Here is a 23,744-nt window from a genome sequence, read left to right as displayed (position 1 = left end):
AACTGGCGGCACGAAACGAGGGTTGCACTTTACTCCTTTCCCAACGAAAACGCCGCAACCACCTATCAGCGAAATGGTTGCACCTGTAGCAACCAAAACTAGGCAATACGTCCCACATGGATCAGTAATTGCCTGACCACAGCTGAAACGTTGAAAAAATCCTGAGGTCGCCCCATGTAGCATTCAACGTGCAAGCAAAGGTGCTCCATGAACGATCAGGACATCCACTCCGAAGCTGTCGACGAACACGCACAATCGGCCACCGGCCTGGTGCTGCCCGCACAAAGGCTGCCGGACAAGCTCTACGTCATCCCCATCAACAATCGCCCGTTCTTCCCCGCGCAGGTGTTGCCGGTGATCGTCAACGAGCACCCATGGGGGCGCACGCTCAAGCGCGTGGACAATACCGAGCACAAATGCCTGGCGGTGTTCTACGTCGATAATCCGCCGGACGAGAACGGTGAGTTCGACGTCGACAGCCTGCCCGAACACGGCACCCTGGTGCGCGTGCACCATGTCAGCGAGGAAGGCGGCAAGCTGCAGTTCGTCGCCCAGGGCCTGACCCGCGTACGCATCCGTAGCTGGCTCAGCCGCCGCGGCCCGTATCTAGCCGAGGTCGAATACCCACAGCCGTCCAACGACCCGCGCGACGAGGTCAAGGCCTACGGCATGGCCCTGATCAACGCGATCAAGGAGCTGCTGCCGCTCAACCCGCTGTACAGCGAAGAGCTGAAGAATTACCTCAATCGCTTCAGCCCCAATGAGCCGTCGCCGCTGACCGACTTCGCCGCCGCCCTGACCACCGCCTCCGGCCATGACCTGCAGGAAGTGCTGGATACCGTGCCCATGCTCAAGCGCATGGAGAAGGTGTTACCGCTGCTGCGCAAGGAGGTCGAGGTCGGCCGCCTGCAGAAAGAGTTGTCGGCCGAGGTCAACAAGCAGATCGGCGAGCGTCAGCGCGAGTTCTTCCTCAAGGAGCAGCTCAAGCTGATCCAGCAGGAGCTGGGCATCAGCAAGGACGACAAGAGCGCCGACCGCGAGGAATTTCTCGCCCGCCTCGAAGGCAAGACCCTGCCGGCGCCGGCGCAGAAGCGCATCGACGAAGAACTGAACAAGCTGTCGATTCTGGAAACCGGTTCGCCCGAGTACGCCGTCACGCGCAACTACCTGGACTGGGCAACCGCCCTGCCCTGGGGCATTCACGGTCAGGACAAGCTCGACCTGGGCCGCGCGCGCAAGGTGCTGGACAAGCATCACGCCGGCATGGACGACATCAAGCAGCGCATTACCGAATTCCTGGCTGTCGGCGCCTTCAAAGGCGAGATCGCCGGCTCCATCGTGCTTTTGGTCGGCCCACCCGGCGTGGGCAAGACCAGCATCGGCAAGTCCATCGCCGAGTCACTCGGCCGGCCGTTCTACCGCTTCTCGGTGGGCGGCATGCGTGACGAGGCGGAGATCAAGGGCCATCGCCGCACTTACATCGGCGCCATGCCCGGCAAACTGGTGCAGGCGCTGAAGGAAGCCGAGGTGATAAACCCGGTGATCATGCTCGACGAGATCGACAAGATGGGCACCAGCTACCAGGGCGACCCGGCCTCGGCGCTGCTGGAGACCCTCGATCCGGAGCAGAACGTCGAATTCCTCGACCACTATCTGGATTTGCGCCTGGACCTGTCCAAGGTGCTGTTCGTCTGCACCGCCAACACCCTCGACTCCATCCCTGGGCCGCTGCTCGACCGCATGGAGGTGATCCGCCTGTCCGGCTACATCACCGAGGAAAAACTGGCCATCGCCAAGCGCCACCTGTGGCCCAAGCAGTTGGAGAAGGCCGGCGTGCCGAAGGCGCGCCTGTCGATCAGCGATGCGGCGCTGCGCACGGTGATCGAAGGCTATGCCCGCGAGGCCGGCGTGCGCCAGTTGGAGAAACAGTTGGGCAAGCTGGTGCGCAAGTCGGTGGTCAAATTGCTGGAAAGTCCCGAGGCGAAGATCCGCATCGGCGCCAAGGACCTGGAAGAAGCGCTCGGCATGCCGGTGTTCCGCAACGAGCGAGTGCTGGCCGGTACAGGCGTTATCACCGGCCTGGCCTGGACCAGCATGGGCGGCGCTACCCTGCCGATCGAGGCGACGCGCATCCATACGCTCAACCGCGGCTTCAAGCTCACCGGCCAACTCGGCGAGGTGATGAAGGAGTCGGCGGAGATCGCCTACAGCTACGTCAGCTCGCACCTCAAGCAATTCGGCGGTGACCCGACTTTCTTCGACCAAGCCTTCGTCCACCTGCACGTGCCGGAAGGCGCCACGCCCAAGGACGGTCCCAGCGCCGGCATCACCATGGCCAGCGCCCTGCTTTCGCTCGCGCGCAACCAGGCGCCGAAAAAGGGCGTGGCCATGACCGGCGAGCTGACCCTCACCGGCCAGGTGCTGCCCATCGGCGGCGTGCGCGAGAAGGTGATCGCGGCGCGCCGGCAGAAGATCTTCGAGCTCATCCTGCCGGAGGCCAACCGCGGCAGTTACGAGGAATTGCCGGACTATCTCAAGGAAGGCCTGACCGTGCACTTCGCCAAACGCTATGGCGACGTGGCGAAAGTGCTGTTCGACTAAAGAGGGCCAATGTAGGAGCGAGCTCTGTCCGCGAATGTCGGCGAGCCTGAAAAGCTTCGCGAGCAGAGCTCGCTCCTACACCCAGCTGCCCACCTGTACGGTCGCCACCGACAAGCCAATGCGGCTATGCTGGGGCCAGGTTTCGTCGACTGGAGTTCGTCATGCACGCCACCTTGCGCCTGCTTACCCTGCCCGCCCTGGCCCTGCTAACCGCCTGCGCGCATCAATCCGGCACACTGGAGCTGAAGAAGGATCGGCAGTGCCCGCTGACGCTCGAACAGGGTCAGCAACTGATTCTCAGCCTGCCCAGCAACCCCACCACCGGCTTTCGCTGGGAAATCCGCGATGGCGCAGAGAAGGTTTTGCAAAGCCTCGGCCCGGAGGTCTACAGCAATCCGGAAGACGCCGGGCTGGTGGGCGCTGGCGGCATCTCCACCTGGCGTTTCACTGCGCGCGAAGCCGGTGAAGGCCGCCTGCTGCTGACTTACCAGCAGCCGTGGGAGCCCAACGTACCGCCAGCGGAAACCTTCGATTGTGAATTGCGGGTGAAGTGAAATAGCCGCGCATGGTGCGGCTTCTGTGGGAGGGGCTTCAGCCGCGACGGCTCGACGTTAGTCGCAGCTGAGGCGCTTTCCGTAGGGCGGGTGCAACCCGCCGCCTAGTTATGGCGGGTTTCACCCGCCCTACAGGCTGAGAATTAGCAAAGGGGCATGATCCCTCGTTTCGCGGCTGAAGCCGCTCCTACAAACCGAGGTCTACGCGACCTATGTAGGAGCGGCTTCAGCCGCGAATGCCGCTCCCACGTCCGGCATCAGCTCTTGAGCCGGTAGCCGGTCTTGAAGATCCAACCCACCAGCACGATGCACAGCACCAGAAAGCCCAGCACCATGGCCAGGCTGACGCCGACGTTGACGTCGGACACGCCGTAGAAGCTCCAGCGGAAGGCGCTGATCAGGTACACCACCGGGTTGAACAGCGTCACCGTCTGCCAGGCTGGCGGCAGCATGCTGATAGAGTAGAACGCGCCGCCGAGGAAGGTCAGCGGCGTGACGATCAACGCCGGGACGATCTGCAGTTTCTCCCAGCCATCGGCCCAGACGCCGATGATGAAGCCGAACAGGCTGAAGGTCAGCGCGGTCAGCACCAGGAAGGCCACCATCCAGATCGGATGCTGAATTTCGAAATCGACGAACAGCCTTGCGGTGAGCAGGATGATCAGACCTAGGATCATCGACTTGGTCGCCGCTGCCCCCACGTAGCCGATGAGAATCTCCAGATAGGAAACCGGCGCCGAAAGAATCTCGTAGATGCTCCCCGAGTACTTGGGCATGTAGATACCGAACGAGGCGTTGGAGATGCTCTCGGTCAACAGCGCCAGCATGATCAGGCCCGGGATGATGAAAGCGCCGTAGCTCACGCCCTGCACCTGGGTCATGCTCGAACCGATGGCCGAACCGAACACCACGAAGTACAGCGAGGTGCTGATCACCGGCGTGGCAATGCTCTGCAACAGGGTGCGCCAGGTGCGCGCCAGCTCGAACAGGTAGATGACCTTGATGGCATACAGGTTCATGCGCGCGACTCCTCCAGCAGTGACACGAAAATCTCCTCCAGAGAACTCTGACTCGACTGCAGATCCTTGAAGTCGATGCCGTGCTGGGCAAGGTCACGCAGCAGTTCGGCGATGCCGGTGTTCTCGTGCTGGGCATCGAAGGTGAACACCAGGGCATGGCCCTGATCGGCCAGCTCCAGGCCATAGCGCGCCAGCTCGCTCGGCACGCAGGACAACGGCTGCTGCAGGTGCAGGGTCAGCTGCTTCTTGCCCAGCTTATGCATCAGCACCTGCTTGTCTTCCACCAGGATGATGCGGCCCTTGCTGATCACCCCGATGCGATCGGCCATTTCCTCGGCCTCTTCGATGTAGTGGGTGGTGAGGATGATGGTCACTCCACGCTCACGCAGGCGCCGGACCATGTTCCACATGTCGCGCCGCAACTCCACGTCGACACCGGCTGTGGGTTCGTCGAGGAAAAGAATCTGCGGCTCGTGCGACAGCGCCTTGGCGATCATCACCCGGCGCTTCATGCCGCCGGACAGCTCCATGATCTTGGCGTTGCGTTTGTCCCACAGCGACAGGTCCTTGAGCAGTTGCTCGAGGTAGGCCGGATCGGGCTTCTTGCCGAACAGGCCACGGCTGAACTTGACCGTCGCCCAGACGGTTTCGAACACGTCGCTGACCAGCTCCTGCGGCACCAAGCCAATCTGCGAGCGGGCAGCGCGGTAGTCGCGGACAATGTCCTTGCCGCCGACCAGCACCCTGCCCTCGCCCGGATTGACGATGCCGCAGATGATGCTGATCAGGGTGGTCTTGCCTGCTCCATTGGGCCCGAGCAAGGCGAAGATTTCGCCCTGGCGAATATCCAGGTCGATGCCTTGCAGGGCAGGATGCCCGGACGCATAGATCTTGTTCAGTTGCTGGATGGAAATGACCGACTGCACGGTGGGTAGCCCCTTGCCTGCGGAAAACGCCACAGTTTACAGGGCTTGAGACAGCGAGATCAGCGCAGAAGTGGAAAAAACGGCGCACTTGTGGTGCGCCGGGGATGCTGCAGGTGAGGTAGGAAACGATCACGGCACTTATGGCGCCGTAACGATAAGCCCGGCGGCGAGTGCCGCCAGGCGTATTCAGTGGCGTGCGCCTGAGCGCACGCATGGCCGTAGGGCGGGTGAAACCCGCCGCCCTGGTTGGCGGGTTTCACCCGCCCTACAGGGGAGTCAAGAGGCTGCCGGTGGCGATGAAGGCTCGCAGGTTATCCAGCACCAGATCAGCCATCTGCTGGCGGGTCTCGATGCTGCCGCTGCCGACGTGCGGCAACAGTACCACGTTGTCCAGTTCGCGCAGTTCGGCCGGTACCTGGGGTTCGCGCTCGAAAACGTCCAGCCCGGCGCCGCCAATCACCTTCTGCTGCAACGCCGTGATCAGCGCCGCCTCATCGACCACCGAGCCGCGCGCAACGTTGACCAGAAAGCCATCCGGGCCGAGCGCTTCGAGCACCTCGGCGTTGATCAGATGATGAGTGGCCTTGCCGCCCGGGCAGGTCAGCACGAGGAAGTCCGCCCAGCGCGCCAGCGCCAGCAGATCCGGTTCATGCTGGTAAGGGCTGCCCTCGACCGCACGGCGATTGTGGTAACGCACCGGCATGGAGAAACCCGAGGCGCGTAGCGCCACTGCCTCGCCGATGCGGCCGAGACCGACGATCCCCAGGCGCTTGCCGCTGACCCGACGCGCCAGCGGGAACCCGGTGGTGCTGCTCCAGGCGCCGCTGCGCACGAAGCGATCGCCCTCGGACAGACGCCGAGCGCTGTCGATCATCAGGCCCATGGCCAGGTCCGCCACGCAGTCGTTGAGCACGTCCGGCGTGGTGCTGAGGACGATGCCACGATCGCGCAGCAGATCCAGCGGATAGGGGTCGTAGCCGACACCGAAACTGCAGATGGCACGCAGATTCGGCAGCAGCGCCAGCTGCTCGGCCGTACAGCCGAAACGCGCCGAGGACACCATGTAGATGAACTGCTCGCCGTGCTCACGCAGGAATGCCAGCGGCTCGGCCTGTTGCCATAGCGCGCTGACCTCGTATTCCTCGGCCAGCTCGCGGTTGAAGCGCTCGCTCAGCGGGCCGATCTGCAGCACCTTGGGTTTGCTCATGGAACCTCCTGTTTCGATCATGCGATTTACAGCAATTTGCCCGGATTCATCAGTCCGGCTGGATCCAGCGCCTGCTTGACCCGAGTCATCAACTCCAGCTCCAGTGGAGCCTTGTAATGCTGCGCGGCCAGGCGCTTGGACTGGCCAAGGCCATGTTCGGCGCTGATGCTGCCGGCATCATGCAGGGTCTGGTCGTAGATCACCCGCATGATCGCCTCGGCCTGCGCCTTGAACGCGACGTCCTCGGCGCCGATTGGCTTGCTGATGTTGTAATGCAGGTTGCCGTCGCCGACGTGCCCATAGGCCACGATGCGCACACCGGGAAACGCCTGCTGCAACGCCTGATCGGTTCGCGCGATGAAGTCGGGAATACGGCTGACCGGCACGCTGATGTCGTGCTTGAGGCTTGGCCCCTCGTGGTTCTGTGCCTCCGAAATGCCCTCGCGCAACGCCCACAACGCGTGTACCTGCGCATCGCTACCCGCCACCACGGCGTCCAGCGCCACGCCCTGCTCGAAGGCCTCGCCGAGGCCCTGTTCGAGCAATTCGTTCAACGGCGCGTTGGGCTGGGTATCGCTCAGCTCGATCAGCACGTACCAGGGATGCACCTCGGCAAAGGGATCGCTGACACCGGCGACATGGCGCAGGACGAACTCGACGCTCTGCCGCGACATCAGCTCAAAGCCGGTCAGGCGGTCGCCACACAGCCCGCGCATCTGCCCGATCAGCTCGACGGCGGCGTGCGGGCTGGGCAGCGCCACCCAGGCGGTGGTCAGGCTGCGCAAGGCGGGGAACAGCTTGAGCACGGCGGCGGTGATGATGCCCAGGGTGCCCTCGCTGCCAATGAACAGGTGCTTGAGGTCGTAGCCGGTGTTGTCCTTGCGCAGGCCGCGTAGGCCGTCCCAGATGCGCCCATCGGGCAGCACCACTTCCAGGCCCAGCGCCAGGTCGCGCATGTTGCCGTAGCGCAGCACGGCGGTGCCGCCGGCATTGGTCGCCAGGTTGCCGCCGACCGTGCAACTGCCCTCGGCGCCCAGCGACAGCGGGAACAGCCGGCCGACTTCGGCGGCGGCCTCCTGCAACTGCTGGAGGATCACCCCGGCCTCGACGGTGATGGTTTCGTTGGCCACGTCCACTTCGCGGATGCGCTTCATGCGCGTCAGAGACAGCACGAGCTGCGCCCCGGAGTCGTCAGGGATCGAGCCGCCGCACAGGCCGGTGTTGCCGCCTTGCGGCACCAGGGCGACACCGGCCTGCGCACACAGACGCACCACCGCCGCCACCTCCTCGGTCGAGGCCGGGCGCAGTACCGCAGCCGCCTGGCCACGATAGGCGCCGCGCCAGTCGCTCAGGTAGCTTTGCATACGCTCGGCGTCAGTGATCAGGCCAGCCTCGCCGACCGCCTCGCGCAACGCCTGAATAAGATTTTCGGACAGGCCGCTCATATCAGGTCACCGGCGCCGGGTTGAACAGCACCAGGTCGTTGTGCAGGCGCAGGTGTTCGGCGCAGGTCTGCTTGCGCCCGCTGGCCACGTCCAGATAGAGCTGGAAGATATGCCAGCCCATTTCCTCCAGCGTCATGCGCCCGGAAACGATCTGCCCGGCGTCGACGTCGATCAGATCCGGCCAGCGCTCTGCCAGTTGGGTACGGGTCGCGACCTTGATCACCGGCACCATCGACAGGCCATACGGCGTGCCGCGACCGGTGGTGAAGATGTGCAGGTTCATGCCCGCCGCCAGCTGCAGGGTGCCGCAGATGAAGTCGCTGGCCGGCGTGGCGCAGAACCACAGGCCCTTGCCGCGAATGCGCTCGCCTGGGGAAACCACACCGGCGATGGTGCCGTTGCCGGACTTGGCGATCGAACCCATGGCCTTCTCGACGATGTTGTTCAACCCGCCCTTCTTGTTGCCCGGCGTGGTGTTGGCGCTGCGGTCGGCCATGCCGCGCTGCAGGTAGCGGTCGTACCAGTCCATCTCGCGGATCAGCGCATCGGCCACCTCGACGCTGGCAGCGCGCGGCGTGAGCAGGTGGATGCCGTCACGCACTTCGGTGTTCTCGGAGAACATCACGGTGGCACCGGCGCGTACCAGCAGGTCGGCGGCCACACCCAGGGCCGGGTTGGCGGTGATGCCGGAAAAGGCGTCGCTGCCGCCGCACTGCATGCCGACCACCAGTTCGGCCGCCGGCACGGTTTCGCGGCGACGCTGGTCGAGCACCTTCAGGCGCTCCTCGATCATGCCCATGATCTGCTCGACCATACCGGTGAAACCTGTGCCGGAATCCTGCAGGCGGAACAGCCAGTCTTCCTCGTCCATGCCGTTGGTGAGCTGGTCGCCATCCATCAGCTGGTTGGCCTGCAGCTTTTCGCAGCCCAGGCTGATCACCAGCGCCTGGCCGCCGAGGTTGGGGTTGCGGCTGATGTTGTACAGGGTGCGGATCGGCACCACGGCGTCCGGCGCGTTGATCGCCACGCCGCAGCCGTAGCTGTGCGACAGCGCCACCACGTCGTCGACGTTGGGGTACTTGGGCAGGATTTCCTTGCGCACGCGCTCGACCACATGATCGAGCACGCCGACCACGCATTGCACGGTGGTGGTCACGCCGAGAATGTTACGGGTGCCGACGCTGCCGTCCGGGTTGCGGAAACCCTCGAAGGTGTAGCCCTCCAGCGGCTCGCCCGGCGTGGCCTGGATGGTCGCCTTGGGCAGGTTGTCCAGCACCGGTGGCTCGGGCATGCGCAGCACCTGTTCGGTCACCCAGCTGCCGGCGGCGATGGGTTTCAGCGCATAGCCGATGACCTCGCCATAGCGCACCACCTCGCCACCCTCGGCGATGTCGACCAACGCCACCTTGTGGCTCTGCGGAATGCCTTCGATGGCTTTCAGGCCATCGTCGAACTGACCGCCGGCTGCGACGCCCTGGTCATTGACCACCACGCCGACGTTGTCGCTCGGGTGCAGGCGGATATAACGGGGCGAATCCTGATGGGGAATCAACTGCATGATGCTTGCTCCTGTGTGCGCTCAGGATACCGAGCCGGATGTGGAACCAGAGGCACCATCTTCCAACTCGACCCTGTGAATACGGCCGACGATCAGGCCAAAGCTCACGACCGCCAGCAGGGCATTGAGGCCAACATAGGCCAACGCCCAATCGAATGATCCGGTACGGCTTACCAGGTAGCCGATGACGATAGGTGTCGTGATCGCCGCCAGGTTGCCGAAGGTATTGAACAGCCCGCCGGACAGGCCAAGAATCTGCCGCGGCGAGGTATCGGCCACCAGCGTCCAGCCCAGCGAGCCGAGCCCCTTACCGAAGAAGGCAAGGGCCATCAGCGCCACCACCGCGGCGTCGCTGCCTGCGAAGATGCACAGCACCATGCTGCTCGACAGCAGCAGGCCAAGCACCATCGGCAGCTTGCGCGCCAGGGTCAGCGAATGGCCACGGCGCAGCATGCCGTCGGACAACAATCCACCCAGCACGCCACCGACGCAACCGCTGATGGCCGGCAAGGCGGCGGCGAAACCGGCACCGAGAATGCTCATGCCGCGCGCCTGCACCAGGTAGACCGGAAACCAGGTAAGAAAGAAGTAGGTAATGGCGTTGTTGCAGTACTGACCGAAGTAGATGCCAATCATCGTGCGCTGTCTGAGCAACAGCCCCAGGTGCCGCCACTGCGAGCCGCCAGCATTGCCGCGCTGGCCTTCGAGGTCGATCAGCGCCCCGCCTCGCTCCAGGTGCTCCAGTTCAGCCGCCTCGATCCGAGGGTGCTGACGCGGGCCATGCAGTTGCTTCAGCCACAGCAACGACAACGCCAGGCCCAGGCAACCGAGCACGATGAACACCGACTGCCAGCCCATCGCCTGCACCACCCAACCCATCAGCGGCGCGAACACCGCCGTGGCGGCATATTGCGCCGAGCTGGAGATGGCCGTGGCCGTGGCGCGCTCGGCGGTGGGAAACCAGGAGGCAATGATGCGCGCATTGCCCGGAAAGCACGGCGCACTGGCAAAGCCCACCAGCAACCGCAGCAGGAACATCGAGGTCACTGCCCAGGTCGTCGGCAACCAGCCGACAAAGCCCTGCAGCAGCGTCAGTGCCGACCAGATGAACAACGCCAGGGTGTACACCGGCTTGGTGCCGAAGCGGTCGAACAGCCAGCCACCGGGAATTTGCCCGATCACGTAGGCCCAGCCGAACGCCGAGAAGATGTAGCCGAGCGTCACCGCGTCGATGCCCAGGCCGGCCTGCATCGCCGAACCGGCGACCGACAGGCTGGAGCGATCGGCGAAGGTGATGGTGGTGACGAGAAACAGCATCAGCAGAATGCTGTAGCGCACCCGACCCGGTTTGGCATCTGGCATCGGCAAGGCTCGTGAGACAGAAGGAAAGTTCAGCCTGTAAGGTGGGCCGGCGTTCCGCGTCAGCCAAGGTCATCAATCCGTAGGGTGGGCTTTAGCCCACCGATTGTAGTCACGGTGGGCTGAAGCGGAACGCCGCCCGGCCCACCCTACAGGATCACGGGACCGCACCAGGCTCAACGCACCATGCAGGGCTTCTTGTTATTGAAGGTCCAACCCGGAATCAGGTACTGCATGGCCACCGCGTCGTCACGCGCCCCCAGGCCCTTGGTCTGGTACAGCTCGTGCGCCTTGGCCAGCGCGTCCCAGTCCAGCTCGACACCGAGGCCTGGCGTCTTCGGCACCTGTACCAGGCCACCCTCGATGCGCAGCGGGTTGCGCGTCAGGTACTGGCCGTCCTGCCAGATCCAGTGGGTGTCGATGGCGGTGACGCGACCCGGCGCGGCGGCGGCGACGTGGGTGAACATGGCCAGGGAAATGTCGAAGTGGTTGTTGGAGTGCGAGCCCCAGGTCAGGCCCCAGTCGTTGCACATCTGCGCCACGCGCACGGAACCGGCCATCGTCCAGAAGTGCGGGTCGGCCAGCGGGATGTCCACCGATTGCAGGGAGATGGTGTGGCCCATCTGGCGCCAGTCGGTGGCGATCATATTGGTCGCGGTCGGCAGGCCGGTGGCGCGGCGGAACTCGGCCATGACCTCGCGGCCGCTGTAGCCGTTCTCGGCACCGCACGGGTCTTCGGCATAGGCCAGTACGCCATGCAGGTCGCGGCACAGGGCGATGGCCTGATCCAGCGACCAGCCGCCATTGGGGTCGAGGGTCACACGGGCGTCGGGGAAGCGCGCGGCCAAAGCGCGAATCGCCTCGACTTCAGCCTCGCCATGCAGCACGCCGCCCTTGAGCTTGAAGTCGTTGAAGCCGTAGCGCGCATGCGCAGCCTCGGCCTGGCGCACGATGGCTTCAGGGGTCAGCGCAGTCTGGTTGCGCACGCGCTCCCAGGCGTCATCGGCATCGCGCTCATCGCGGTAACCGAGGTCGGTCTTGTCCTTGTCGGCGATGAAGAACAGGTAGCCGAGCATTTCCACCGCATCGCGCTGCTGGCCTTCACCAAGCAGTGCGGCGACCGGCACGCCGAGGTGCTGGCCGAGCAGGTCGAGCAGCGCCGACTCCAGTGCGGTGACGGCATGGATGGTGATACGCAGGTCGAAGGTCTGCAGACCGCGGCCGCCGGAATCACGATCGGCGAAAGCGCGACGCACCTGGTTCAGCAGTGCGTTGTAGTTGCCGACCGGCTGGCCGACGAGAATCGAGCGGGCGTCTTCGAGGGTCTTGCGGATGCCCTCGCCGCCGGGGACTTCGCCGACACCGACATGGCCGGCGCTGTCCTTGAGAATGAGGATGTTACGGGTGAAGTAAGGGCCGTGGGCACCGCTCAGATTGAGCAGCATGCTGTCCTGACCGGCGACCGGTACGACTTGCAGCTCGGTAATCAGCGGAGTGCCGACAGCGGCAGGAATCTGTGAAGTCATTTAGCGTGCCCCTGTTGTTCTTATGAGGGTTTGACAATTGCTCAATGCCATCGCGCCCGGCCTGCGGAGCGCAAACGGGTGGCCGCTCGCCGAGCGAGCGGCCACCTGCGGCATTACTGCGCGCCTTGCGCTTCGATCAGCTTGGCCAGCGCTTCGTACTCGTCCGGCAGCAGGTCGGTCAGCGGCGCGCGTACCGGACCAGCATCGTAGCCAACGATCTTGGCGCCGGCCTTGACGATGCTCACGGCATAGCCGGCCTTGCGGTTACGGATGTCCAGGTACGGCAGGAAGAAATCGTCGATCAGCTTGCCAACGGTGGCGTGATCTTCGGCTGCGATGGCGCGGTAGAAGTCCATGGCGGTTTTCGGGATGAAGTTGAACACTGCCGAGGAGTAAACCGGTACGCCCAGCGCCTTGTAGGCAGCGGCGTAGACTTCAGCGGTCGGCAGGCCGCCGAGGTAGGTCAGGCGCTCGCCCAGGCGACGACGGATCGACACCATCAGCTCGATGTCACCCAGGCCGTCCTTGTAGCCGATCAGGTTCGGGCAACGCTCGGCCACTTGCTCCAGCAGGTTGGCGTTCAGACGGCAGACGTTACGGTTGTAGACCACCACGCCGATGTTCACCGACTTGCACACCTGCTCGACGTGAGCGGCAACGCCGTCCTGCGAGGCTTCGGTCAGGTAGTGCGGCAGCAGCAGCAGGCCTTTGGCGCCCAGGCGCTCGGCTTCCTGCGCCATCTGGATGGCAACGCGGGTCGGGCCGCCAACGCCGGCCAGGATAGGTACGGACTTCTCGCAGGTATCTACGGCAGTCTTGATCACGGCGCTGTATTCGTCCGGCGCCAGGGAGAAGAACTCGCCAGTGCCACCGGCAGCGAACAGAGCGGAGGCACCGTAAGGGGCCAGCCACTCGAGGCGGCGCACGTAGCTGGCCTTGTTGAAATCACCGGCAGCATCGAAGTCGGTTACCGGGAAAGACAGCAGACCGGAAGAAAGGATGGACTTAAGTTCTTGTGGATTCATTATGCGAACACCCTGGAAAGCGAGTTGTGAGGGATTACGTCAGCCGAAGCTGTAGAGATACGTTATCGTACAACAACAAAAAAAACACCAGTTTTCGTATCGTCCGTTCGTCGAAGATTTTTGCCCGTGCGCCATAGCTGCCCGCAGAACCGGCCCGCAAGCGGCGAAGCTCAGCATAGAGCAGCCTGGATGATGCTCTCAGAACAGATGCCAGCGCAATCATCATTCGCCATGGGTAGCGTTGACACGCCAACTTCAGGCTGGTACTAATTTCACCAAGTCATACGACAACCTATGACATTCCAATAAAAACAAACGAGGCCCAGGTCATGTCACAGACCTTCACTGCCGCTCCGCCCTGCCATCGCGCTGCTCCTCGCAGCGATGCCAGCAGCCGCACGACCAGCGCGCCCCGCGCAGGCCTCGTTGCCGTCTTTGCCCAAGCTCTCATTTGCTGCAACGAGGATCTTTTGCTGATCCCGGTGCACGACTGAACCGTACCTTCGCCATTGCGGCCAAGGGCCGCGCCACGTTCGGAGCCCCAGCCAAGATGTACGAAGCCTCCCGCAGTAGCACACCCCAGATCATCGAAATGCAGGTCATTCCGGTAGCAGGCCATGACAGCATGCTTCTCAACCTGTGTGGCGCCCACGGCCCCTATTTCACCCGCAACCTGGTACTGCTCAAGGACAATGCCGGGCGCATCGGTTGTGGTGAGGTCCCCGGTGGCGAAGGCATCCGCCAGGCGCTGGAGCGCTGCCGCGAACTGGTGATCGGGCAATCGGTCGGCCGTTACAACCATGTGCTCAATCGTCTGCGCCAGGCCATCGCCGGTCCGGCCAAGGGCCCACAGACCACCCAGCATCAGGTCACCTCGGAATCCGAGGCGCGCGTACTCAAGCAACCGCATGAGATCAACCTGCGCCTGGACAACGTGATCACTGCTGTCGAAGCCGCCCTGCTCGATCTGCTGGGTCAGCATCTGGACGTTCCGGTTGCCGAACTGCTTGGCAGCGGCCAGCAGCGCGACAGCGTGCCGATGCTCGCCTACCTCTTCTATATAGGTGAACGCCAGCGCACCGACCTGCCCTATCTCGCCGGCACAGGCTCGGCGGACGACTGGTATCACCTGCGCCATCAGGCCGCGCTGACGCCGGCGGCCATCGCCCGCCTGGCCGAGGCCGCGCATGCGCGCTACGGCTTCAACGACTTCAAGCTCAAGGGCGGCGTGATGCGTGGCGCCGAAGAGATGGACGCGATCCGCGCGATCAAGGCAAGCTTCCCCGATGCCCGCGTCACGCTCGATCCAAACGGTGCCTGGTCGCTGGACGAAGCCATTGCCCTGTGCAAGGGCCAGGGCCACGTCCTGGCTTATGCCGAGGACCCCTGCGGACCGGAAAACGGCTACTCGGGGCGCGAAGTGATGGCCGAATTCAAGCGCGCCACCGGCATCCCCACCGCCACCAACATGGTCGCCACCGATTGGCGTCAGATGGGCCACTCGCTGCGCCTGGAGGCCGTCGACATTCCGCTGGCCGACCCTCACTTCTGGACCATGCAGGGCGCCGTACGCCTCGGTCAGGTCTGCGAGGAGTTCGGCCTGACCTGGGGTTCGCATTCGAACAACCACTTCGACATTTCCCTGGCCATGTTCACCCATGCCGCCGCAGCCGTACCGGGCCGCGTCACGGCCATCGACACGCACTGGATCTGGCAGGAAGGCGAAGAACGCCTGACCCGCGAACCGCTGCAGATCATCGGTGGTCAGGTGCAGGTATCGGACAAGCCCGGCCTTGGTATCGAGCCGGACATGGAGCGGATCATGGCCGCCCACGAGCTTTACAAGAAGGTGGCCAGCGGCGCGCGTGACGACGCCATGGCCATGCAGTACCTGGTTCCGGGTTGGCAGTATGACCCGAAACGTCCCAGCCTCGGCCGCGACTGACTCGCGCGGCTTTTATCCCAACCCGGAGTATTCCAATGAAAAAAACATTCCGCGCCTCCCTCCTTTCTGCCCTGGTCGGTGTTGGTGCCCTGGTCACCCATGCCGCCACCTTCGCCGATGAGGTCAACTGGCCGACTCGCCCGATTCAGGTGGTGGTGATCGCCAACCCCGGTGGCGACACCGACTTCAACGCCCGCATGATGGCCAAGTACTTCAACGAGATCACCGGCAAGACCATGGTCGTGACCAACGTCGCTGGCGGCGGTGGCACCCTGGCGGCCGAACAGGTCAAGGGCGCTGCAGCGGATGGCAACACCATCCTCTTCACCCACCCGGGCCAGCTGATCGTCAACGAAGTGGCCGGTCTGACCGAAGACAGCTACGAAGCCTTCGATGTCTCCTGCATCGCCGGTGTCGACAAGAGCGCCGTGTTCGTGGCCTCCAAGCAGTCTGGCGTGACCAGCATGAAAGACCTGGTCGACAAGTCCAAGGCCAACCCGGGCAGCCTCACCTACGGCACCGAGATGGGTAACTTCTCCCACGTGCAGGGCCTGCAGCTGGAAAAACTCAGCGGCGCCAAACTGAAGATGGTCGATGCCGGCACCGTATCCGACCGCGTTGTCGCCATGCTCGGCGGCCGCGTCGATCTGGGCGCCATCAGCTACGGCTCGGTACAGGACTATGTCAACGGCGGCCAGATGGTCGCTCTGGGTCAGCCAAACGACGAACGCAACCCGCTGATCCCTGATGTACCGACCCTCAAGGAACAAGGCCTGGACATCACCCTGGACAAGCCTTACGTGGTTGCCTTCCCGAAAGGCACCGACCCGGCGATCGTCAAGAAGATGTCCGACATCATGCAGCAGATCACCGAGAAGCCGGCCTATGCCGAGGACCTGAAGAAGTTCAAGCAGCCGGTCGCGTTCTTCGCCACCGAAGAAGCCAAGCAGATTCTGGCCAAGACCCGCGACGACTTCATGCAGTTCAAGGATGAGCTGCGCAAGGCCAAGTAAGCCACAACGCAGCGCCGGCCCGATCGATTCGGCCGGCGCTGCACCTCAGAACATCGAGGTATGCAATGAACACCCTGAATAAGAAAGAACTGATCATCGGCATTGCCATGCTCGCTGCCAGCCTTACCTACCTGGTACTGGCGCAACAGCTGCCCGGGCATGAAGGTGTCGATGCGGCCACCGTTCCCAAGCTGCTGGCCGGCCTGTTGTCGCTGCTGGGCGTGATGCAACTGTTCAGCGCCTTCGCCAAACCCAAGGCTGCGGCTGAACCCACCACTGCGGTGCAGCCTGCGGCGGAAGCCGAAGAGCCGGCTGCCGACGTCGTAGAACCCAAGACCGTTTTCAAGACCCTTGGTCTGATCCTCGGCTACATGGCCCTGCTCGGCCCAGTGGGTTTCCCGATCATGACCGTGGTTTACCTGTATCTGCAGTTCCTCGTGCTGACCCCGGTAAACCAGAAAGCCAAACACCTCACCCATCTGCTGATCGCCGTCATCTGCTCTGCGCTCATCTTCCTGCTGTTCCGCGAGGCCTTCGACCTGTTGCTGCCCGCTGGCCTGCTGAACAACTTCATCTGAGGATCGACCATGCTCGAATTACTGCAGCAAGGCTTCGGTGCCGTATTCTCACTGAACATCCTGATGCTGATGGCCATTGGCGTGGCCATGGGCATCGTCTTCGGCGCCGTGCCCGGCCTCTCGGCCACGATGGCCGTTGCCCTGTGCCTGCCCCTGACTTTCACCATGGGCCCGCAGGCCGGTCTGTCGCTGCTGGTCGCGCTGTTCATCGGCGCCACGTCCGGAGGTCTGATCTCGGCGATCCTGTTGAAGATTCCGGGAACGCCGTCATCGATCGCCACGGTGTTCGATGGTGGCCCGCTGATGGAGCAGGGTCACGGCGTCAAGGCGCTGGGGGTCGGTATCGTGTTCTCCTTCCTCGGCACCATCTTCAGCATCGTCGCGCTGATGTTCATCGCTCCGCAGCTGGCCAAGGTGGCCTTGAGCTTCGGCCCGCATGAATACTTCGCAATCGCCGTTTTCTCGCTGACCCTGATCGCCACCCTGTCGGCCGGCTCCATGGTCAAGGGCCTGTTCGCCGGTGCACTAGGTATCGCCGTATCCACCGTGGGCATCGCCCCGGTCGAGGCCATTCGCCGCTTCACCTTCGGTGTCAGCGAGCTCAACGGCGGCTTTTCGATGCTCACGGTGATGATCGGCATGTTCGCCGTGGCCGAGATCATCAAGCTCGCCGAGACCGGTCGGCATGCCGTGCAGGGCAAGGCCAGGTCGGTGAGCATGAAGAACATCAAGGGCTTCGGCTTCTCGCTCAAGGAGTTCCGCGAGCAACTGCCGAACGCCGGTCGCTCGGGGATCATCGGCCTGGGCATCGGCATCCTGCCGGGCATCGGCGCGGGCACCTCGAATCTGGTTTCCTACATCATCGCCAAGAAGCGCGCGAAAGACGGGCACACCTATGGCAAAGGCAACATTGGCGGCGTGGTGGCCAGCGAGACGGCCAACAACGCCGGCATCGGTGGCGCCATGATGCCGCTGATGACCCTTGGCATCCCCGGCGACACCGTCACCGCGATCATGCTTGGCGGCTTCCTGATCCACGGCATCCAGCCCGGCCCGCTGCTGTTCATCAGCCAGGGTCCGCTGGTTTACACCATCTTCGCCGCGCTGATCGTCGCCACCTGCATGATGCTGTTCATGGAGTTCTACGGCCTGCGCCTGTTCATCAAGCTGCTCGACGTGCCCAAGCACATCCTGCTGCCGATCATCCTGGTGCTGTGCGTAGTGGGTGCCTTCGGTCTGTCCAGCCGCCTGTTCGACGTCTGGTCGATCCTGCTGTTCGGTCTGCTCGGCTACGCCTTCGTCAAGGCCGGTATGCCCGCGGCACCTTTCATCATCGGCTTCATCCTCGGGCCGATGGCGGAGACCAACCTGCGTCGCGGCCTGATGCTGTCGGACAACAGCTTCGCCGACTTCTTCACCAACCCCATCGCCGGCTCCTTCCTTGGCCTGGCCCTGCTGTTCGTACTCTGGCAGGTGTTCAGCGCGCTACGTCCCAAACCTAGCGCGATCAACGAGATCCTGCGTACCTGATCCACTCCACCGCCCCCTCTGCTCAGGGGGCGGCTCTTTTTCCTCTCCCGCCTCTTTCCGTGCCCAACCCTCTGGCACGCCATCTACAACAACTCGTGGCAGATGATGGACGCTTGCATTGATCCAGGTCTAATCTAATCATCCACTTGATTGATACCCGGAATGAATCAATGTTCGACCTGGCGCAGCTGCGCTGCTTCACCACCCTGGCCGCCGAGCTTAACTTCCGCCGCGCCGCCGAGCGCCTGCACATGACACAGCCGCCGCTGAGCCGGCAGATTCAGCTGCTCGAACATCAGTTGGGCGTCACACTGTTCACCCGCAGTACCCGCTCTGTTGCGCTGACCGCGGCCGGCCGCGCCTTTTTCGTCGAAGCCCAGGCCCTGCTCGATCAGGCCCACCGCGCGGCACAGAGTGCCCGGTTGGCCGCCATCGGCGAAAGCGGTTCACTGAACATCAGCTTCGTCGCCAGCGCGGTGTATGACGTGCTTCCGCGCGCGATCACCACCGCCAAGCGTGAACGCCCTGGCGTGGATATCGCCCTGCTGGAAATTAGCACCTTCGAACAGGTGCAGGCACTGCGCGCCAGGCGCGTGGACCTGGCCATCGTGCGGGCGCCCCTGCAGCAACCGGGGCTGATCAGCGAATGCCTGTTGCGCGAACCCTTCGTGCTGGCCACGCCCGCCGAACACCCGTTGGCGCAGCACGAACGGCCGACCCTAGAGATGCTCCATGGTCAGCCCTTCATTCTTTATGCACATACCGCCTGGCAGCCCTTCAACGAACTGCACACCGGCCTGTTCCGCGCCAGCGGCATTCAGCCGGAGTTCGTTCAGGCGCTGGGGTCGACCCTGACTATCCTGTCGCTGGTCAACGCTGGCATGGGCCTGGCGCTGGTGCCGCGTAGCGCCAGCGCCATTCGCTTCGAGCAGGTGTGTTTCCGCGAGCTGCCGCTACCCAAAGGCGTATGCGGCGAGCTGCACCTGGTCTGGCGCGACGACAACGACAACCCCGCCTTGCCGGCGGTGATTAATGCCGTGCGCCAGGCGGCTCGCGACATCTATCCGCCGAATTGAAGATCAGGCGCGCTTGCCAACCTCCGCCTGCTGCACCGTCCAGCCGGCAACCTGCTCGCTCAGACTCAAACCAAGGCCCGGCCGGGTCGGCACCAGCATGCGCCCGTCGCGAATCTCCAGGCGCTCGTTGAACAGCGGCTCCAGCCATTCGAAATGCTCGACCCAGGGCTCGCGCGTATGCGTAGCGGCCAGGTGCACGTGCAGCTCCATGGCGAAATGCGGTGCCAGGGTCATGCCGGCCTGCTCGGCCAGGGTCTGCACGCGCAGATATGGGGTGATGCCGCCAACGCGCGGCGCATCGGGCATGAGGAAATCGGCGCCGCGCTGGCGGATGAACTCCCAGTGCTCCGCCGGGCTGGTGAGCATCTCGCCGGTGGCGATCGGCGTATCGAACAGACGCACCAGCTCGGCGTGACCCTCGGCGTCGTAGCAGTCCAGCGGCTCCTCGACCCAGATCAGGTCGAAGGGCTCCAGGCGACGGCACATGCGCCGCGCGGTCGGGCGATCCCATTGCTGATTGGCATCGACCATCAGCGGGAAGCTCTCGCCCAGATGCTCACGCACCGTGCTGACGCGGTGAATATCCAGCGCCCAATCAGGCTGGCCGACCTTGAGCTTGATACCGCCAATGCCCTTCTCACGGGAGATATCGGTGTTCTTCAGCAACTGGTCGAGCGGCGTATGCAGGAAGCCGCCGGAGGTGTTGTAGCAGCGCACGGAGTCGCGGTGACTGCCGAGCAGGCGCGCCAGCGACAGCCCGGAGCGACGCGCCTTGAGGTCCCACAGGGCGACGTCGAAGGCGCCGATGGCCTGGGTCGCCAGACCGCTGCGGCCGACCGAGGCGCCGGCCCAGCACAGCTTGTCCCACAGCTTGGCGATATCGCTGGGGTTCTCACCGATCAGGTTCGGCGCCACTTCCAGAGCATGAGCGAACTGACCGGGGCCGCCGGCGCGCTTGGAATAACTGAAACCCAGGCCACGGTGGCCGTCACGGGTCTCGATCTCGGCGATCAGAATGGCGATCTCGGTCATCGGCTTTTGCCGGCCGGTCAGCACCTTGGCATCGCTAATCGGGTTGGCCAGCGGCAGGGCTACCGAACGCAGGCTCAGCCAGGCAATGCGGTCGTCGTCGGCGCGTGGGGTGGCGTTATCGGTCATGACTACTTCCTCGTGATGAACTCGGCACCCTTTGGGCCGCCGAAAATGGACAACCCGAGTCAGATTAAGATGATTGCGCAATCATTCAAGCATCGAAATCATCTGCTGTTCCCTGACTGATCCGGCCCCGCGACAACTCGTCTAGACATTTCACAAATCTGCAACATTCACCTACTACGCTGAGCCTGTTCCGCCACGCCTGGCTTCCGAGGCATCCCATCATGTTCCTGCAAAAATCCCTGCGCGCGCAGATTCTCGCCCTGCTCGGCGGCAGCCTGTCGCTGATCCTGATCACCGCGCTGGTCTGCTTCAGCTTTCTGTCCAGCGGCATTCAGTCCTACCGCAGCCTGCTCGACGGACCGCTAGAATCCTCTCGCCTGATCGACGCGGCTAACGTTGAATTCAAGATACAGGTGCAGGAATGGAAGAACGTTCTGCTACGCGGTCAGGACAGCGCCAACCTGCAACGCTACTGGAGCCAGTTCGAAGCGCAGGAGCGCAAGGTGCAGGACATTCTCGGCCAGTTGACCCAGGTCACCGCTGCCGATCCGGCACTGAAGGCCCAGGTCGAGCGCCTGCGCGGCGAACACCAGACCCTCGGTGCCAATTACCGCAAGGGCCGCGACGCCTTCGTGGCTGCCGGCGCCGACGCCAAGGCAGGTGATGACGCCGTGCAGGGCATCGACCGCGCGGCCAGCGAGCAGATGACCGCCCTGGTCGAACAACTGCGCCAGAACAGCCTGAGCCAGGCCGAGCAGATCAACGCCAGCGCCGCGCGCACCATCTTCAGCGGTACCGTAGTCATGCTCTCCGCCGCGCTGGTCATCGCACTGTTCAGCCTGTGGCTGGTCAACCGCAACCTGATCATTCCCATCCGCCACCTGATCGGCCATGTCGATCAGCTCAGCCACGGCCAGTTCGGCCAGCGTGTGGAGAGCAATCGCAAGGACGAGCTGGGCCTGCTGGCACGCGCCGCCAATACCCTGCGCGACTTTCTCGCCAGCACCACCGAGCGCCTGCACCAGAGCACGCAGAATCTCGACAGCGCCAGCAGCGAACTCAACGCCATCGCCTCGCGCATGACCGAAGGCGTCAGCGAGCAGTTCGAGCGTACCGACCAGGTCGCCACCGCCATGCACGAGATGTCTGCCACGGCTCAGGAGGTGGCGCGCCATGCCGCCGACGCCGCACACGCGGCCAACGATGCCGACGACTCGGCGCGCCAGGGCAGCACGGTGATGCAATCGACCATCGCCACCATCACCGACATCCGCGGCGAGATTGCCAGTACGGCAGAAGTGATCCGTCGCCTGGAAAGCGACAGTGGGCGCATCGGCAAGGTGCTGGAAGTGATCCGCGGCATTGCTGAGCAGACCAACCTGCTCGCTCTCAATGCCGCCATCGAAGCGGCCCGGGCCGGCGAGCAGGGCCGCGGTTTCGCCGTGGTCGCCGATGAGGTGCGCCATCTTGCCCAACGCACGGCCGAATCCACTGCCGAGATCAACCAGATCATTGACACCGTGCAAAACGGCGCCCTGGATGCCGTGCGCGCCATTGAGAGCGGCCAGCAGCGCAGCGAACAGGGTGTCACCCAGGTCACCGAAGCCGGCGCCATGCTGCAGCGCATCACCGAGGCGGTAGAGGCCATTCGCGACATGAACCAGCAGATCGCCACGGCTGCCGAGGAACAGACCTCGGTGGCCGAGGATATCTCGCGCAACCTTACCGAGCTGACCGCCATCGCCAGCGCCAACCAGGACAACGTCGAGCGCACACAGATGGCCAGCCGCAACCTGCATGACATGTCCGGGCAACTGGGCGAGGTGACCCGCCGCTTGGGTGCCTGACGCCAGGGCCGAACGGGAATCTCGCCCACTGGTCGTGAGCCGGGAGACACGCCAGCTGCGGACGTCGCGCTTGTCTTCCCGGCACCCGCCTTATTGCCAAAACCTGATCGCGTAAACGACAAAAGGTCGCAATTAGTTCTTGCTATTTATGTAATAGGAATTATTCTCAGTTACGTAATGACAGCCAAGGAGACCTGCCATGACCTACCTGATCGATGCCTGGCTGGACCGCCCGCATCCCTACCTGCGCATCCTCAATCGCGAAACCGGCGAAGTCTGCGCCATGCTCGAAGAAGAAGCGCTGGACGAACTGCGCGACCAGGGCGACCTGGATCTTCATGAACTCAGCTCCAGCGAACCCATCGTGCTCAAGGAGCTGGTGCGCAGCCTGTTCCTCTACTGTTACGCGCGAGCCCTACGTCCCTGAGACCTGCATACGGCGCACGCTACTACGTCCACCAGCAGGCCCTGCGGCCCCTGAGCATAAGGCGGTTCGCGGTGCACCACTACGCTGAAACGACAACGGGGCGCCCTGTCACCAGGGCGCCCCGTTTCGTTGGACATTCACGCGATCAGCTAGGGTACGCCATGCGCACCAGCACGACAGCCTGCGTCCCCGATCACAGAATGTCGAGCAGCTCGACATCGAACACCAGCACGCTGTGCGGCGGGATGCTGCCAACGCCCTGAGCGCCGTAGGCCAGTTCGCTCGGCACGTGCAGGCGCCATTTGCTGCCGGTAGCCATCAGTTGCAACGCCTCGACCCAGCCCGGAATCACGCCGCCGACCGGGAATTCAGCCGGCTGGCCGCGCTCGTAGGAGCTGTCGAACACGCTACCGTCGATCAGGGTGCCGTGGTAGTGCACACGTACCTGATCCTCGGCCGACGGCTTGGCGCCCTCGCCGGCCACCAGCACTTCGTACTGCAGACCCGAAGCCAGTACGGTCATGCCTTCGCGCTTGGCATTCTCGGCCAGGTAGGCACGGCCTTCGCCGGCAGCGGCTTCGGCCTTGGCAGCGGCCTCGGCCTGCATGATCTCGCGGATGACCTTAAAGCTCGCGCCCAGCTCAGCCTCGGAAACGCGGCTGGCCTGCCCGGTGAAGGCATCGGTCAGACCGGCGAGGATCGCGTTCAGGTCGACGCCGGGCGGCGGGTTGTCGCGCAACTGACCACCGAGTTGACGACCGATGCCGTAGCTGACGCGACCTTCATCGGAGGACAGATCGGGGCTGAAGTTGAATTCGGACATTAAAGGCTCCGCTAGGGGCTGTGAAAAAGGTCGGCCAGCCTAGCACAGAAGCCAGGCGCGGCGTCACGGCCGCAGGCATTGCCCGTCGCAGCTGAACCCAAGGAAGACGCTTCAGCGGCGACACTCT

At 63.8% G+C, this 23,744-nt stretch carries 19 protein-coding genes; 9 read left to right on the top strand and 10 right to left on the bottom strand.

Translation table 11 applies throughout. The features are described 5' to 3' along the window. The first annotated feature begins 207 nt into the window (after window positions 1-207). Together lon and B3P22_RS11040 are read left to right on the top strand one after the other, a co-directional pair. A complete protein-coding gene (lon, locus tag B3P22_RS11045) occupies window positions 208-2,601 on the top strand; it encodes an endopeptidase La (protein WP_296271020.1) in 2,394 nt (797 codons plus the stop codon). Window positions 2,602-2,762: 161 nt separating this feature from the next. Next, on the top strand, window positions 2,763-3,155 hold the full coding sequence (locus B3P22_RS11040) for a protease inhibitor I42 family protein (protein ID WP_197855057.1): 393 nt from the start codon (window positions 2,763-2,765) through the stop codon (window positions 3,153-3,155). Window positions 3,156-3,412: 257 nt separating this feature from the next. On the opposite strand, the gene B3P22_RS11035 is transcribed toward B3P22_RS11040, so the two are convergent. From B3P22_RS11035 to kdgD, 8 genes are all read right to left on the bottom strand, one after another. Beyond that, complete coding sequence (locus B3P22_RS11035) at window positions 3,413-4,174, bottom strand: ABC transporter permease (RefSeq protein ID WP_296271019.1); 762 nt, start codon at window positions 4,172-4,174, stop codon at window positions 3,413-3,415. Further along, the gene (locus tag B3P22_RS11030) at window positions 4,171-5,100 is read right to left on the bottom strand and encodes an ABC transporter ATP-binding protein (RefSeq protein WP_296271018.1); all 930 of its coding nucleotides are present in this window, start codon (window positions 5,098-5,100) and stop codon (window positions 4,171-4,173) included. Before B3P22_RS11030 ends, B3P22_RS11035 begins: the two co-directional genes overlap by 4 nt. 265 nt (window positions 5,101-5,365) lie before the next feature. Beyond that, a complete protein-coding gene (locus B3P22_RS11025; protein ID WP_296271017.1) occupies window positions 5,366-6,307 on the bottom strand; it encodes a 2-hydroxyacid dehydrogenase in 942 nt (313 codons plus the stop codon). Window positions 6,308-6,333: 26 nt separating this feature from the next. Beyond that, window positions 6,334-7,752: an FAD-binding oxidoreductase gene (locus tag B3P22_RS11020; RefSeq protein ID WP_296271016.1), complete on the bottom strand. Its 1,419-nt coding sequence runs from the start codon at window positions 7,750-7,752 to the stop codon at window positions 6,334-6,336. Between the two features lies 1 nt (window position 7,753). Next, window positions 7,754-9,310, bottom strand: a complete 1,557-nt coding sequence (gene garD / locus B3P22_RS11015) for a galactarate dehydratase (RefSeq protein WP_296271015.1) — start codon at window positions 9,308-9,310, stop codon at window positions 7,754-7,756. Between the two features lie 21 nt (window positions 9,311-9,331). Continuing rightward, window positions 9,332-10,672, bottom strand: a complete 1,341-nt coding sequence (locus B3P22_RS11010) for an MFS transporter (RefSeq protein ID WP_296271014.1) — start codon at window positions 10,670-10,672, stop codon at window positions 9,332-9,334. A gap of 173 nt (window positions 10,673-10,845) precedes the next feature. Beyond that, the gene (gene gudD, locus B3P22_RS11005) at window positions 10,846-12,195 is read right to left on the bottom strand and encodes a glucarate dehydratase (RefSeq protein ID WP_275546952.1); all 1,350 of its coding nucleotides are present in this window, start codon (window positions 12,193-12,195) and stop codon (window positions 10,846-10,848) included. A gap of 113 nt (window positions 12,196-12,308) precedes the next feature. Next, complete coding sequence (kdgD, locus tag B3P22_RS11000; protein WP_296271013.1) at window positions 12,309-13,220, bottom strand: 5-dehydro-4-deoxyglucarate dehydratase; 912 nt, start codon at window positions 13,218-13,220, stop codon at window positions 12,309-12,311. 550 nt (window positions 13,221-13,770) lie between these two features. Here kdgD and B3P22_RS10995 point away from each other — a divergent pair. The 5 genes from B3P22_RS10995 to B3P22_RS10975 all read left to right on the top strand — a co-directional run bounded on the left by B3P22_RS10995 (window position 13,771) and on the right by B3P22_RS10975 (window position 19,362). Next, a complete protein-coding gene (locus B3P22_RS10995; RefSeq protein ID WP_197855037.1) occupies window positions 13,771-15,165 on the top strand; it encodes an enolase C-terminal domain-like protein in 1,395 nt (464 codons plus the stop codon). Between the two features lie 35 nt (window positions 15,166-15,200). Beyond that, window positions 15,201-16,178 carry a tripartite tricarboxylate transporter substrate binding protein gene (locus B3P22_RS10990; protein WP_197855034.1) on the top strand — a complete coding sequence of 326 codons (978 nt, stop codon included), beginning with the start codon at window positions 15,201-15,203 and terminating at the stop codon, window positions 16,176-16,178. 65 nt (window positions 16,179-16,243) lie between these two features. Further along, complete coding sequence (locus B3P22_RS10985) at window positions 16,244-16,756, top strand: tripartite tricarboxylate transporter TctB family protein (RefSeq protein ID WP_296271012.1); 513 nt, start codon at window positions 16,244-16,246, stop codon at window positions 16,754-16,756. A gap of 9 nt (window positions 16,757-16,765) precedes the next feature. Next, window positions 16,766-18,286, top strand: a complete 1,521-nt coding sequence (locus tag B3P22_RS10980; RefSeq protein ID WP_197855029.1) for a tripartite tricarboxylate transporter permease — start codon at window positions 16,766-16,768, stop codon at window positions 18,284-18,286. 170 nt (window positions 18,287-18,456) lie between these two features. After that, complete coding sequence (locus B3P22_RS10975) at window positions 18,457-19,362, top strand: LysR family transcriptional regulator (protein ID WP_296271011.1); 906 nt, start codon at window positions 18,457-18,459, stop codon at window positions 19,360-19,362. Window positions 19,363-19,365: 3 nt separating this feature from the next. Here B3P22_RS10975 and B3P22_RS10970 read toward each other — a convergent pair whose 3' ends face one another. Then, window positions 19,366-20,520 carry an L-talarate/galactarate dehydratase gene (locus tag B3P22_RS10970; RefSeq protein WP_296271010.1) on the bottom strand — a complete coding sequence of 385 codons (1,155 nt, stop codon included), beginning with the start codon at window positions 20,518-20,520 and terminating at the stop codon, window positions 19,366-19,368. A 221-nt stretch (window positions 20,521-20,741) separates the two neighbouring features. On the opposite strand from B3P22_RS10970, the gene B3P22_RS10965 reads away from it, so the two are divergent. Next, the gene (locus B3P22_RS10965) at window positions 20,742-22,367 is read left to right on the top strand and encodes a methyl-accepting chemotaxis protein (protein WP_296271009.1); all 1,626 of its coding nucleotides are present in this window, start codon (window positions 20,742-20,744) and stop codon (window positions 22,365-22,367) included. A gap of 199 nt (window positions 22,368-22,566) precedes the next feature. Continuing rightward, window positions 22,567-22,794, top strand: coding sequence for a hypothetical protein (locus B3P22_RS10960; RefSeq protein WP_074675630.1), 228 nt, complete (start codon window positions 22,567-22,569; stop codon window positions 22,792-22,794). A 193-nt stretch (window positions 22,795-22,987) separates the two neighbouring features. On the opposite strand, the gene B3P22_RS10955 is transcribed toward B3P22_RS10960, so the two are convergent. Beyond that, on the bottom strand, window positions 22,988-23,617 hold the full coding sequence (locus B3P22_RS10955; RefSeq protein ID WP_275546961.1) for an FKBP-type peptidyl-prolyl cis-trans isomerase: 630 nt from the start codon (window positions 23,615-23,617) through the stop codon (window positions 22,988-22,990). Window positions 23,618-23,744: the final 127 nt, after the last annotated feature.

The organism is Pseudomonas sp. UBA6323, from assembly GCF_002439135.1.
Lineage (GTDB): Bacteria > Pseudomonadota > Gammaproteobacteria > Pseudomonadales > Pseudomonadaceae > Aquipseudomonas.
Note: the sequence above shows the minus strand (reverse complement) of the source record. Positions and strands in the feature narration are given on the sequence as shown.

Bases quoted from the DNA above. Each gene is read 5' to 3' on its own strand.
- lon (WP_296271020.1), top strand. From the start codon at position 208: ATGAACGATCAGGACATCCACTCCGAAGCTGTCGACGAACACGCACAA.
- B3P22_RS11040 (WP_197855057.1), top strand. From the start codon at position 2,763: ATGCACGCCACCTTGCGCCTGCTTACCCTGCCCGCCCTGGCCCTGCTA.
- B3P22_RS11035 (WP_296271019.1), bottom strand. From the start codon at position 4,174: ATGAACCTGTATGCCATCAAGGTCATCTACCTGTTCGAGCTGGCGCGC.
- B3P22_RS11025 (WP_296271017.1), bottom strand. From the start codon at position 6,307: ATGAGCAAACCCAAGGTGCTGCAGATCGGCCCGCTGAGCGAGCGCTTC.
- B3P22_RS11020 (WP_296271016.1), bottom strand. From the start codon at position 7,752: ATGAGCGGCCTGTCCGAAAATCTTATTCAGGCGTTGCGCGAGGCGGTC.
- garD (WP_296271015.1), bottom strand. From the start codon at position 9,310: ATGCAGTTGATTCCCCATCAGGATTCGCCCCGTTATATCCGCCTGCAC.
- B3P22_RS11010 (WP_296271014.1), bottom strand. From the start codon at position 10,672: ATGCCAGATGCCAAACCGGGTCGGGTGCGCTACAGCATTCTGCTGATG.
- gudD (WP_275546952.1), bottom strand. From the start codon at position 12,195: ATGACTTCACAGATTCCTGCCGCTGTCGGCACTCCGCTGATTACCGAG.
- kdgD (WP_296271013.1), bottom strand. From the start codon at position 13,220: ATGAATCCACAAGAACTTAAGTCCATCCTTTCTTCCGGTCTGCTGTCT.
- B3P22_RS10995 (WP_197855037.1), top strand. From the start codon at position 13,771: ATGTACGAAGCCTCCCGCAGTAGCACACCCCAGATCATCGAAATGCAG.
- B3P22_RS10990 (WP_197855034.1), top strand. From the start codon at position 15,201: ATGAAAAAAACATTCCGCGCCTCCCTCCTTTCTGCCCTGGTCGGTGTT.
- B3P22_RS10985 (WP_296271012.1), top strand. From the start codon at position 16,244: ATGAACACCCTGAATAAGAAAGAACTGATCATCGGCATTGCCATGCTC.
- B3P22_RS10980 (WP_197855029.1), top strand. From the start codon at position 16,766: ATGCTCGAATTACTGCAGCAAGGCTTCGGTGCCGTATTCTCACTGAAC.
- B3P22_RS10975 (WP_296271011.1), top strand. From the start codon at position 18,457: ATGTTCGACCTGGCGCAGCTGCGCTGCTTCACCACCCTGGCCGCCGAG.
- B3P22_RS10970 (WP_296271010.1), bottom strand. From the start codon at position 20,520: ATGACCGATAACGCCACCCCACGCGCCGACGACGACCGCATTGCCTGG.
- B3P22_RS10965 (WP_296271009.1), top strand. From the start codon at position 20,742: ATGTTCCTGCAAAAATCCCTGCGCGCGCAGATTCTCGCCCTGCTCGGC.
- B3P22_RS10960 (WP_074675630.1), top strand. From the start codon at position 22,567: ATGACCTACCTGATCGATGCCTGGCTGGACCGCCCGCATCCCTACCTG.
- B3P22_RS10955 (WP_275546961.1), bottom strand. From the start codon at position 23,617: ATGTCCGAATTCAACTTCAGCCCCGATCTGTCCTCCGATGAAGGTCGC.